10 protein-coding genes are annotated in these 12,082 nt (G+C 70.0%); 3 read left to right on the forward strand and 7 right to left on the reverse strand.

Going from position 1 to position 12,082, the window contains the following annotated elements:
- Positions 1-132 precede the first annotated feature (132 nt).
- From ACF1B9_RS07635 to ACF1B9_RS07650, 4 genes are all read right to left on the reverse strand, one after another.
- Positions 133-843, reverse strand: a complete 711-nt coding sequence (locus ACF1B9_RS07635; protein ID WP_391739618.1) for a GntR family transcriptional regulator — start codon at positions 841-843, stop codon at positions 133-135.
- 148 nt (positions 844-991) lie between these two features.
- Positions 992-2,296 carry an amidohydrolase family protein gene (locus tag ACF1B9_RS07640; RefSeq protein ID WP_391739619.1) on the reverse strand — a complete coding sequence of 435 codons (1,305 nt, stop codon included), beginning with the start codon at positions 2,294-2,296 and terminating at the stop codon, positions 992-994.
- 118 nt (positions 2,297-2,414) lie between these two features.
- Positions 2,415-2,645, reverse strand: coding sequence for a hypothetical protein (locus ACF1B9_RS07645; RefSeq protein WP_391739620.1), 231 nt, complete (start codon positions 2,643-2,645; stop codon positions 2,415-2,417).
- A 547-nt stretch (positions 2,646-3,192) separates the two neighbouring features.
- Positions 3,193-4,122 carry a TIGR03619 family F420-dependent LLM class oxidoreductase gene (locus ACF1B9_RS07650; RefSeq protein ID WP_391739621.1) on the reverse strand — a complete coding sequence of 310 codons (930 nt, stop codon included), beginning with the start codon at positions 4,120-4,122 and terminating at the stop codon, positions 3,193-3,195.
- A 270-nt stretch (positions 4,123-4,392) separates the two neighbouring features.
- Here ACF1B9_RS07650 and ACF1B9_RS07655 point away from each other — a divergent pair, with 270 nt between their 5' ends.
- Positions 4,393-4,785, forward strand: a complete 393-nt coding sequence (locus ACF1B9_RS07655; protein WP_391739622.1) for a hypothetical protein — start codon at positions 4,393-4,395, stop codon at positions 4,783-4,785.
- 330 nt (positions 4,786-5,115) lie between these two features.
- The gene (locus ACF1B9_RS07660; protein WP_391739623.1) at positions 5,116-5,661 is read left to right on the forward strand and encodes a YciI family protein; all 546 of its coding nucleotides are present in this window, start codon (positions 5,116-5,118) and stop codon (positions 5,659-5,661) included.
- Between the two features lie 244 nt (positions 5,662-5,905).
- Here ACF1B9_RS07660 and ACF1B9_RS07665 read toward each other — a convergent pair whose 3' ends face one another.
- From ACF1B9_RS07665 to ACF1B9_RS07675, 3 genes are all read right to left on the reverse strand, one after another.
- A complete protein-coding gene (locus ACF1B9_RS07665; RefSeq protein ID WP_391739624.1) occupies positions 5,906-7,360 on the reverse strand; it encodes a glyceraldehyde-3-phosphate dehydrogenase in 1,455 nt (484 codons plus the stop codon).
- Between the two features lie 448 nt (positions 7,361-7,808).
- Positions 7,809-9,902: a SpoIIE family protein phosphatase gene (locus ACF1B9_RS07670; protein WP_391739625.1), complete on the reverse strand. Its 2,094-nt coding sequence runs from the start codon at positions 9,900-9,902 to the stop codon at positions 7,809-7,811.
- 372 nt (positions 9,903-10,274) lie between these two features.
- Positions 10,275-10,793 carry a transglycosylase SLT domain-containing protein gene (locus tag ACF1B9_RS07675; RefSeq protein ID WP_391739626.1) on the reverse strand — a complete coding sequence of 173 codons (519 nt, stop codon included), beginning with the start codon at positions 10,791-10,793 and terminating at the stop codon, positions 10,275-10,277.
- A 614-nt stretch (positions 10,794-11,407) separates the two neighbouring features.
- Between ACF1B9_RS07675 and ACF1B9_RS07680 the strand changes: the two genes are divergently transcribed.
- Positions 11,408-11,908 carry a nucleoside deaminase gene (locus ACF1B9_RS07680; RefSeq protein ID WP_391739627.1) on the forward strand — a complete coding sequence of 167 codons (501 nt, stop codon included), beginning with the start codon at positions 11,408-11,410 and terminating at the stop codon, positions 11,906-11,908.
- The last annotated feature ends 174 nt before the right edge of the window (positions 11,909-12,082 follow it).

Raw genomic sequence — 12,082 nt, forward strand, 5'->3', positions numbered from 1 at the left:
GTGGCCGATCCTCGGCTACGACCGGCCCTCGGGCACGGCGCATCGACCGTTCGGCCCACACGGCAGTCCCCCGGACCGCTCCACTGCGGTAGAGCCGCTCCTCGACGCGGGAGCCGACCGGTGGCGGATTCCTCAGGGACCGGATGCGGAGGTGACGGACCGCAGGGCGAGCTCTCTGCTCTTGCGGACGTGGAGCAGAGTGATCGCCCCGGCGGCCTCCACGTCTCCTGCGGCAATGCGTTCGTACATTTCACTGTGCTGCGCGCGCATGGGCGCGGGTTCCATGTTCAGCCCGAACAGCAGGCGCAACTGCCCGTTCAGCCGCTGCATGAGCTGGGCCAGCAACGGGTTGTCCGCCAGCGCCACGATCCGGTCGTGGAAGGCGGTGCCCGCGTCGTTCTCCCGGGTCCGTTCCCCCGCTGCCGCGGCGGCCTCGGCCTGTTCCAGTGCGGCCCGCAGGGCCGCCAGGTCAGCGGCCTCCCCGGCCGAGGAGAGGGCCACGTGGCGGGCCGCGAGGCGCGATGCCTGGATGGCCAGCGGCTCCCACACGTCGTACAGATGCTCCACATCGGAGCGCTCCAGCCGGCGCACTCGCACACCGCTGTGCGGCAACAGGTCCAGCAGGCCTTCTTCCACCAGCGCCCGCAGCGCCTCGCGAACCGGCACCCGCGACATCCGAAGGTCCTCGGCGATCTCGCGTTCCACCACACGGGCGCCCTGCGCGTAGCTGCCGCCGATGATGCGTTCCCTGATGGCCCGGCGCGCGAGCTCGCTCAGAGGCGTGCGCGGCGCAGTGGCCGACGGCTCTCCTCCGTCGTCCTGCGGGTCGGTGCTTGCCGTCACGTACGGCGTCCTTTCTGTGCTCTCGTCCGCCCCGGTGCCCACGAGTCGCTGAGCCCTCGCGGACACCGGACACCCCGTCACCCTATGCGGGTGGCCCGACGACGGGGCGCCGCCCGGTGCGGGACGGCGGGACGGCGTGACGGGGCGGTCATGTCAACTCGCCGTCACGTGCCACCACGCGACCGCCGTGCACCACCATGTCCCGTGCGGGCATGTCCACCAGCACCTGTGGCAGGCACTCGGCCCGCATCAGGACGAAGTCGGCCGGGGAGCCCGGCGAGAAGTCGGCGCGGGGCAGCCGCATGACGTCGGCACCACCGTGCGCGCCGACCTCGTAGCAGGCCGCCAGCTCCTCGTCGAGGCGCACATCCGTGACCCAGCCGAGGAGGTGTGCCCGATGGAGCATGTCCGCGTTGCCGAAGGGGCTCCAGGAGTCGCGCACCCCGTCCGACCCGAGCCCGACCCGTACGCCGTGCTCCCGCAGTTTCGCGATCGGCAGGACGAGCGACTCGCTGGGCGCCACGGTGGTCAAGGAGATGTCCAGGTCACCGAGGCTCTCTGCCATTGCGGCCAGTTCGGTGTCGGAGAGGCCCGGCAGGCAGAAGACATGGCTGACTGTCACCCTGCCCTGCAAGGACAGGGTCCGGGTTCGGTCGATGATGCCGCGCAGCACCGTCAAGCCCTTCTCGCCCCGGTCGTGCAGATGGATGTCCACGCCGACCCCGTACCGTTCCGCAAGGCCGAAGACGAGGTCCAGCTGCTCGTCCATCGCCTGGTCGAAGCCGATCGGATCGATCCCGCCGATCATGTCCACGAGCCCGCTCCGAGCCGCCTGCTCGAGCAGTGCCGCCGTGCCGGGAGCGCGGACCACGCCATGCTGCGGAAAGGCCACGATCTGCACGTCGAGCGCGTGCTTGAGCCGCTCGCGTGCTTGCGCGAGCCCCTCCACGCAGGTCAGTCCGTAGGCCGGAGCGATGTCGGCGTGGGCCCGCATCGCCCGCGTCCCGCGGGTCACGGCGTGTGCCATGAGCCCGTGGGCCCGCTCTCCCACCGTCCGGTGCTGGCTGTGGAACAGTTCCACGTCCTGGGCGGCGAAGTCGGCGATGCTGTCGGCCGGTTCGCGCGAGACCCATGAGCCGCCCCACGTCGTCTTGTCGGGATGGATGTGCGCGTCCACCAGGGACGGCAGGGCTATGCGCCCACCACCCTCGATCACCCGGGTGCCCCGGGGGGCCTGTTCGCCGGTGATCCGGCCGTCGACGACGGTGAGATCCACGGGTTTCACCGCGCCCATCGGCCGTACGTCACGGAAGATCACCGCATTGCCGGGACGGCTGCGGGGGCCGGCCTGGGCGGACGGTGCGGCCGCGGACAGCGCGACACCGGCTCCCGCGAGAGAGGCGGCGCCGGCCAGGGCACCGCGCCGGGACATCGGGGAGGGAGGAGGCGTCATCAGGATTCCTTCGGTTTGGAGAGAGGCAGCGGCAGAGGCCGCGTCGGGTCGTCGGCGACGGCCCATCGGCAGAAACACGAGGTCTCAGAAGCGGAGAGGCCTTGAGGGCCGAGCCCGCTCACACCACGTGCAGTGGCGTTCTGAGCACGGACACGTCGGCGAGCGGATCGACGTCCACCACGATCGCGTCACCGGCGAAGCCACGGGCGAGATGGCCCACCGTCCGCTGAAGACCGAGGAGTTGGGCGGATCGCACGATGCCCGCACGGATCACGACGCCCGCGTCCTCGCACGCGTCGGCCCGGCGCCGGGCGAACGCGGCTGGGCGGCGGCGGTGCGGAATCGACACACATGGCGGGCTCCTCGATAGGAGATGTACGGCCGGGCCAGTTTGTATACCAAGGCATGCTACGAGACAAGAACTCGCACAGTCACCCGACAGAAATGCCCGATTGATCGCCTACGCGCAGCTCTTCATCGCTTCTCGGTATACAGCTGAACGCAACAGCCGGCACGCGCGGCAACAGCTGTGGGCAACCACGGACGGGGGTGGCATCCAACTGACGAAGGGTGGCTGGAGGAACGCTCCGGATTGCGCATCGGACGGATCTCGCCCGGCGCCGGGCAGCGGTGACGACCGTGCGTTGTCCCGACCGCCTTCCGTCCCTCGTCCGCGTGCGCCGCAGCGCGACTTCCGCTTCTGCCGCGAAGGGCCCGTCGATGCTCCGGTCATCGGCGCGAAGAGGGGGATTCGGCCGCACGTGGGAGGGAGGCCGGCCGTCGCGGCCGTGGGGGCACAGCAGCGGGCTCGTCAACAGGGCCGACCGCGTGAGGCCGCGTGAGGGTGTCCGCCCCGTCCCCGCCGGGCAGTGGGCTCGGACACCCTCACGCGTCGGTCAGACGCCCGCGGCGCGCGCCGCCTCGTAGACCTCGGTCGCCACATCGATCAGTTCCGCGGCATCACGCGTCGCGCCCTGGAGGTCCAGCAAGAACTCCGGTACGCCCGTTTCCGCATGCGCCACCAGGTCTTCGACGATCTGTGCCACGCTCCCGTGGAAGGGCTGGCGGCCCGTGCCCTCGATCGGCTTGGCGCTGTACCGCGCATTGGCTCGGGCGCAGATGTCGACCGGACGCTCCCGTCCTCGCTCGGCGGCCATGTCCTGCACCCGCTGCCACTGTTCGGCCAGCTGAACGGCGCCTGCGGCCACGGGCATCCAGCCGTCCGCCCGGTCCACCAGACGGCGGTTGGCACGCGGGCTGTTCGCGGGCAGATAGACCGGAATGGGGCGCACCGGCTTGGGGCCGACCTCGGACGGGGCGATGGTGGTCAGCTCGCCCTCGTAGGAGACGGGGTCCGGTCCCCAGACGGCCGCGCACACGTCCAGCAGTTCGTCCAGGACCGCGCCTCGCCTCTCGAAGGGCGCGACGGAGGCGGCCGCGTACTCATCCAAAGACCATCCCGTGCCCAGGCCCGCGACCACTCGCCCACCGCTCGCCACATCCAGTGAGGCGAGAGAACGGGCCAGTTGGAACGGCACGTGCAACGGCGCGACCAGGACGCTGGTCCCGAGCCGCGCCCGGTCGGTGGCCGCGGCGGCCAGCGCAAGGGTGACCAGCGGGTCGGCGACACTGCGATATTGGTCGGGCCACGGCAGTCCCGGCACACCGTACAGCCCCTGGGTCGCGGGCTCGGGAAACAGGACGCGCTCGAAGACCCACAGACTCGCGTACCCGGCCTCCTCCGCCGCGCGCGCGACGGTGGCCACATCGCGTCCGATGTCGTACTGCTTCATCTGCGGGAGACCCAGACCGAGTGAGACCGTCATGTACGCACTCCTTCACGATGACCATGGGGCAACTACCGTAAGGTACCCACTTGTTCCTTGCCCGGCGCGCGTTCAAACGTGTCGGGGGCCCGGTGGGGCGGACGGCCGACCACGTGTTCCCGGGACCGGCCCGAGTGTGCGGGGCTCGTGCGTGTCCGCCCGTACCCTCCCCGGCGGCCAACGACGGACTACGCTGAGACGTCGGGTTCTCGGCCACCGGGGCACGGACTCAAGCAGGTGGTCCTGCGGATGCCAGGGGGAGACGGAGCGATGACCACTGACCAGCGCACAACGGAGTGGACAGCCGCGCTGCACCGCGCGACCGGGCTCACGAACCGACGTGTGATGACCGCCTGGGACGCGATGCGCATCCGCGCGATTCTGGCCGTCGGTCTCCATGTCCTGGCGATCCGCGATGCCGTACCCGCCGACCGAGTGACGCTGGACAGCCTCGGCCGGTTGCTCGCGGACCCGGACCACCTCCACGACACGGTCGCGGAGCAAGTAAGCGGCCTTACGGACCCCGCTGCCGAGGTGTGGGCCTGGCTCAACGAGCCGCTGCGCATGTGCTCACACGTTCCGGAGCCACCGACGCCCCGGACCAGTCTGGACGCCTGTCTGGACGAAGCCCGCCTCCGCGTCGAGCGCGCCCTGAAGCCCTGAGGCTGTCCCTTTCGGGTCGCGCCGGGCTCGCGTGCCCCGGGAACACGCTCAGCGAGGCAGCGTGACCAGCCCCGTTTCGTAGGCGGTGATCACGAGTTGAACTCGGCCCATCACCACGACATCCGGGCTGACGTCCCTGACACCCGGCTTCTGGATCGTGTACATCCTCTGGCCGCTGATCGCGGTCGCACTCGCGGTGGTCGTCGTGCGGCACCGCGACGTGTGACCGTTCCCTCGAGGTGCACGCGTGCTGCCGGGTGAGGCTGTCGAGGTGGTCACCGCAGTGAAACCCGCTCGACTCGGAGATCTCCTCGAAGGGACTCTATGGGCATGGAGTTCTTCTGCTACCACCGCGACCGTCCCGGCTCCGTACCTCTGCGCGACGAGCTATTGGAAGATCATTGGGCCTATATGGACCAGTACGCGAAGGAGATGATCGCGCGGGGCCCGACCCTCGCCGGCGACACGCCCACCGGCAGCGTGCACATCGTCGACCTGCCGGATCCCGCCGCCGCCCGCGCGTTCGCCTTCGCCGAGCCGAACTACCAGGCCGGTGTGTACCGGGACGTGCTGCTGCGACGATGGAACAACACACTCGGGCGCACCATGTGGGACTTCCCCGGCGGTCGGACCGGTGGCGACCGGTACCTGGTGCTCGGCTTCGGCACGGGGCATGCCGCGGACCTCGCAGCGCCACCCGACCGGGACGAGCTGATCGCCTACGGGCCGATGCTGTCCGACGACGGTTCCGCCTGGCTGGGCACGGCGGCGTTGGTCCGGGCACCGAACCCGGACGCGGCTCGCGCCGTCCTGACCGCGAACCAGTACGCCGACATCGAGGTGCACGACTGGCAGTTCGGCGGGCGGCCGTCATGACCCGAGGACGTCCGGGCCGACATCGTCGCCGAAGCCTCGCGGATCGCCCGGGATCCTCGTGATTCACCCGCACCCGCGGATGCATCGGTCCGGCACACGCCGGTGGATCCGCGGGTTCACGCTGACGGGTGTTCGGTTCCCCCGCAACCCACGGGGCGACGGCCCGGTACTCCGAAGGTGCCGCTGAGCGAAAGCAGTACCGGGTCGACGCCATGGGCGTGCGCGTGCGTAGGGGGCGCTGGGATCAAACCGCCGGGGCCGGGTAGGTCGGGTACTCCACCCCGGAGACGTGCTGGACGACGCGGATGACCTGGCAGGAGTAGCCGAACTCGTTGTCGTACCACAGGTAGAGGATCGCGTTGTCGCCCTCGACCTTGGTGGCGCCCGCGTCGACGATCGACGCGTGGCGCGAGCCGATGAAGTCGCTCGACACCGCGTCCGGGGCGGTGGTGAAGTCGATCTGCCGCTTGAGCGGCGATGTCAGCGACACGTTGCGGAGGTAGTCGAGGACCTCCTCGCGATCGGCCTCACGGCCGAGCCGCAGGCTGAGGATCGCGATCGAGACGTCCGGCACCGGGACGCGGATCGAGCTGCCGGTGATCGGCGCCTTGAGGTCGGGCAGAGCCTTGGCGACGGCGGAGGCGGCACCGGTCTCGGTGATGACCATGTTGAGCGGCGCGGAGCGGCCACGCCGGTCGGCCTTGTGGTAATTGTCCAGCAGGTTCTGGTCGTTGGTGAACGAGTGGACGGTTTCCACGTGGCCGCGCAGCACACCGTACTCGTCCGCCATCGCCTTCAGCGGCGGGACGATGGCGTTGGTGGTGCAGGAGGCGCAGGACAGGATCTGCTCGTCCGGCTTGATCGTCTCGTGGTTGACGCCGTGCACGATGTTGGGGACGTCACCCTTGCCCGGCGCGGTCAGGACGACCTTCTCGATCCCGGGGCGCAGGTGGTTCGACAGGCCCTCGCGGTCGCGCCACTTGCCGGTGTTGTCGATGAGGATGGCGTCCTTGATGCCGTACGCCGTGTAGTCGACCTCCGACGGGTCGTTGGCGTAGATCACCTTGATCTCGTTGCCGTTGGCGACGATCGTGCTGTTCGCCTCGTCGACGGTGATCGTGCCCTGGAACTGGCCGTGGATGGAGTCACGGCGCAGCAGCGAGGCGCGCTTGACGAGATCCTCGACGGCCCGGCCGCCGCCCCCGCGGACGACGATGGCACGCAGTCGCAGACCGTTTCCGGAGCCGGACTTCTCGATGAGCAGCCGGGCGACGAGGCGGCCGATGCGGCCGAAGCCGTACAGGACGACATCGCGTCCCTCGCGGCGCTCGATCTTGTTGGCACCCGTGGCACCGGCGACGGCCTCGGCGGTGAATTCCCCGACCGACAGACCGCGGTCATCGGTCTTGAACGTCGCGGCGAGCATGCCGATGTCGATCTGGGAAGGGCCGAGATCCAGCGTGGTGAGAGCCTGCAGGAAGGGCAGCGTCTCGGTGACCGAGAGCTCCTCACCGGCGATCTGGCGGGCGAATCGGTGGGTCTTGAGGATGCTGACCACCGACTTGTTCACCAAGGAGCGGCTGTGAAGCAGGACCGTGACATCCCGCTCCCGGTGCAGTTTCCCAATGATGGGGATCATCGACTCCGCGATCTCCTCGCGGTTCTTCCAGCTGGTGAACGAGTCCTCGTTGACAGTCACAGATTTATCTTTCGAGCTAGGCGGCGCTCATATGGTAACCCCCTGGCACTTTGATCATTCAAACGGTGCCGCTCTATCGGAATGCGGCGACCGGGCCTGACGTCCGCCCCAGGGCCGGGAGCGGGTCGTCGCGCAGGCAGAACGCCGGCTTCGGCGCCGACCGGAGGGCACAGCTTCGCCCTGCAAGCCGCGTCGGCGGGCTCGAACGTCACCCGTGCTCCGTGTACCCGCACAGGAGCGAGCTGACATGCAGTCATCCGTCAACCGCACCCGCGGCACCGACGAAGTGCCGCGCCCCGGACACCATCTCCCGTGGCCACGACGGGATCCGCTTCGGCCCCGCTCCCCGCCTGCGGGCCTCGCGGCCGCCGCGTACGGCGGGTCGAGCGCTCGGCCGTAGCGCTGAGGGGCGGCCGTGCGGCCGAGGCGGCGGGGAACCGTGCCGGGGTCACTCCTCCTCCGCGGATCGCGGACATGGTCCGGGCCGGGCGATGAGTACCGCCACGTCGTCGTGGTCGTCCGGATCACGCAACGCGTCCAGGAGCCGGTCGCAGGTCTCCTCCAGGGAGCCGTCGGCGCCGTCGAGCACGCGCAGCAGGAGGTCGAGGCGCGCGTCGATGGCGTCGCGGCGCGTTTCGACCAGGCCGTCGGTGTAGAGGACCAGTTGATCACCGGGACGCAGCGGCACGGTGGCCGCTTCGAAGGGCACGCCGCCGACCCCGAGAGGCGCGCCGGAGGGCAGGTCGAGCAGTTCGGGGTGGTCGCCGGCGGGTGTCAGGGCAGGGGGCAGATGCCCCGCCGCAGCGATGCAGCACAAGTCGCTGTGCGGGTCGTACTCGGCGTAGATGCAGGTGGCGATGGACGGCTCCAGGCCGGCGGTGATCTTGTCGAGGTGTTGCAGCACCCGATCGGGCGGGAGGCCCAGGTCGGCGAGAGTGGCGGTGGCGGTACGCAGACGGCCCATGGCGGCAGCCGCGTCGATGCCGCTGCCCATCACATCGCCCACCACGAACGCCGTCCTGTCCTCGGCGAGGGGGATGACGTCGAACCAGTCTCCACCGACCTCGGTGGATGTCCCGGCGGGTTGGTAGCGGGTGGCGATCTCCAGGCCCGGCGGCGGCACCGGCCGCGGGAGCAGACTGCGCTGGAGCGTCACCGCCGTGTTGCGGACGCTCTGGTAGAGGCGCGCGTTGTCCAGGGACACCGCGGTCCGACCGGCCAGTTCACCGGCCAGGGTGGCGTCTTCCGCGTCGAAGGGCAGCGGATTACGACCGCGCATGAGACCCAGCACCCCGAACGCCCCCTCCTGGGCGGCCAGCGGTATCGCGAGATACGAGTGGATACCGGCACTGGCCAGGACGGCGGCGGCACCGGCGTCACGGGCGATGCGTGCCAGGTCCCGCTCCTCCACATGACTCACCAGGACGGGGTGCCCGGTCCGTACGCATTGGGTGGGCAGCCGGTCGGCGCCGTAGCTGACCGACTGGTCGGCCGCACCGGCGGCGCGGGCCGCCTCGGTGAGGCCGGCGGCTCTCACCGCGAGGGTACGGAAGAGCGCCGGGCCGCCGACGGGATTCGCGGGCCGACGATCGTCCAGCGCGGAGTCCAGTACGTCCACGACCACGACATCGGCGAGCTCGGGCACCACGACATCGGCCAGTTCGCGGGCTGTCTGCCGCATGTCCAAGGTGGTGCCGATGCGGGCCGAGCCTTCGGCGATCAGGGCCAGACGCTGCCGGGCCTGCGCCGCCTCCTTGATCGCACCGTACCGATCGGTGACTTCCACCACTGATGTGGCGACACCCAGCACCCGACCGTCGGGTCCCTCAAGCCGGTAGACGGAGACGGACCAGGCATGGTCGTTGTCAGGATCGGCCGGAGTGCGGCCGACGGTGTACCTGTCGACCTGTGGATGTCCGGTCTCCAGAACTTCCCTGACCGCCGCCTCGGACGCGTCGACACTGACCGAGGGCAGGACCTCGCGGAATCCCCGGCCGACGTGGTCCTCGGCGGACATGCCGTGCATCCGCTCCATCGCGGGATTGACGGCCACATAGCGCAGATCGGTGTCGAGAACCTCCAGGCCGATCGGTGACTGGGCGATCAGTTGCGTGGACAACGCGACGTCCCGCTCCACCTCACGCAGCTTCGTGGCGTCCGTGGCGACAGCCAGAGCGTGAAGGTCTCCCTGCTCGGTCGCCGGCCGGGCGCCGTGGAGTTCCACCAACCGTGTGCTGCCGTCCTTGTGCCGTGCGGGCAAGACGGCGGCCCAGCCGCGGCCGGTCTCCAGCATCCGCTCGCACTTGCCGACGACCAGGTCCCTGTACCGCTCATGGACCAGCAGCAGCGCCGCCCTCCGGCCCAGCGCTTCTTGCGCGGAGTAGCCGAACAGTTCCTCGGACTGTGGGCCCCACAACACGATTCGCCCGGAGGCGTCCAGCACCACCACGGCCACGCCGAGAGCGTCCAGTACGCCGCTGGGCCGCTCCAGCCGCGGGCCGGACGAATCGTTGCCGGCATCGAAGGTTCCCGCTCCACTCATCCCGGGCGCTCCTTCCACCTGCCGACGCGACGCACCACCGGCGCCGGGCCCGAGGCTGCGGCTGCGGCTGCGGCGCCAGGATGGTTCCCCGTGCCTCCCTGGTGCTTCCATAGTCCCCCGAGACGACCGCCGACGCACCGCCCCCCGTCCGGGTCGTGATCGCGCACAGCCCTCCGCGGCAGGGCACCGGACCGCACCTGAACGCATCCGGTCCCGCGACGGCCCGGATGCCCCACGTGGACGGGCGGGTTCGTCCGCACGGCCCGTGCCTCGGCGTCCGGTCGCCCGCGTGGCATGCCGAAGGACCGGCATGGGCAGCGTCGGTGCTGCCGTGCCGGTCCTGGCTCACGCGGTGGGTGTGGAGTTCGCCGCTCAGTAGGCGGAGTTGACGTTGTCGATCGAACCGTAGCGGTGGGCGGCGTAGTTGGCGGCCGCGGTGATGTTGGCGACGGGGTTGGTGAGCTCGTGCGCAGTGCCGTCGACGTGGTACGCGCTGAACGTCGGCTGGATCACCTGGAGCAGACCCTTGGACGGAACGCCGTTGCGGGCGTTGACGTCCCAGTTGTTCTGGGCGTTCGGATTGCCGCCCGACTCGCGCATGATGTTGCGGTGCAGCCCCTCGTAACTGCCCGGGATGCCCTTGGCCTTCATGATGGCCAGCGACTGCTTGATCCAGCCGTCCAGGTTGTTGCCGTACCCCTTGCCGCTCTTGCCGTCGGCCGCCGAGACCTTGGCCACGGAGGCGCCCACCGACTTCACCTCGGCGGCCTGGGCGGAGGTGGACGTCAGGGTGAGGGCGGCCGCAGCGGCGCCCAGGGAAGCGATACCGGCGACGGACAGCGTCCGGATACGGGCGAAACGGGCGGTGCGGGACTGCGTGTGCGTGGTCATACGGAAGGAACTCTCCAATGCGGGGACGTCACGTGGTGCCCGCCGTCTCGATCACGGCGGCCTGCGGAGCGGAGCCCCGCCATGCGGGCCGGTGCGAACCGGTCCGACGCGATCCGCCCGGCCCGGTCGCGGTCTCCCGCAACGACAGCCATGGTTAACGCCCGTCCGAACCCGACGCAAGAATGTGACGTACTACCCAAATTAGGAGCAATGTCCAAAATTAACCATTTTGAGGCTTTTCATCGCTGCTCCAAGAGCTTCGCTTCTACTAACCGTTCTAGGATGTGACGCGGCTCCTATGGGTGGCATCACATTCAGCGGGCCGGAACCGGGCCCCTGCGGAGCCCCGGCAGCACCCGAGTGGAGGCAGACGAGCGGGACATTTCCCCCTCCTGCGGACCAGGCCGGACGGGCACGTCCACGGCGCCCCCCTCACCTCTGGGGCGAAGCGGCGCACCATGTCCGGCGCGCCCGTACGGAAACCCTTGTCACGGGTCCATCGACGCCACCGATCGCCGCGATGGCTCACATCTCTTGGACGCCGCAGGTCAGGGCCTGACACGGTGAGTCCAACGGGCGCGTGGGCAATCCCGCGCACGTGAGAGGAGCGAGCCGTGTCAACTGTTGAACTGACCGGTGCGGAACACCAGCACCTGGAGCGAGCCGTGGAACTGGCGGCCGAGGCACTGCGGGCCGGGGACGCGCCTTTCGGCTCCGTCCTGGTGGGCGCCGAAGGTCAGATCCTCGCCGAGGACCGCAATCGCGTGAACAGTCTCGGCGACAGCACACGCCACCCGGAGTTCGAACTCGCCCGTTGGGCCGCCGAGCACCTCACGGCGGACCGGCGGGCCGAGGCCACCGTCTTCACCTCCGGTGAGCACTGCCCCATGTGCTCGGCCGCACACGGCTGGGTCGGCCTCGGCCGCATCGTCTACGCCCATTCCGCGACCCAGTTGGCCCAATGGCTGACCGAGCTGGGTGTGCTGTCGTCTCCGGTGCGTACCCTGGCGGCCTCCTACGTGGTGCCGGGCCTCGTGGTCCAGGGGCCCGTACCTTCTCTGACCGAACGTCTGCGAGAAATGCACCGGACCTTCCACCTCACGTCGCTCGGGTGACGTGTTCACGAGCCCTGTCGACGCGGGGGCGCGCCTCGTCCGGAACCGGCTGCCGGGACGGGTCCGGACCGACGAGGCAGGCGGTGCGGCCGCGACCGAGCGCGGACGCGGGCCGGCCCGCACGCGGGCAGGTGGAGGCGGCGCACGGTCGCCCTCGATGCCGTCGAGCACACC

Source organism: Streptomyces sp. NPDC014727 (assembly GCF_043083485.1).
Lineage (GTDB): Bacteria > Actinomycetota > Actinomycetes > Streptomycetales > Streptomycetaceae > Streptomyces.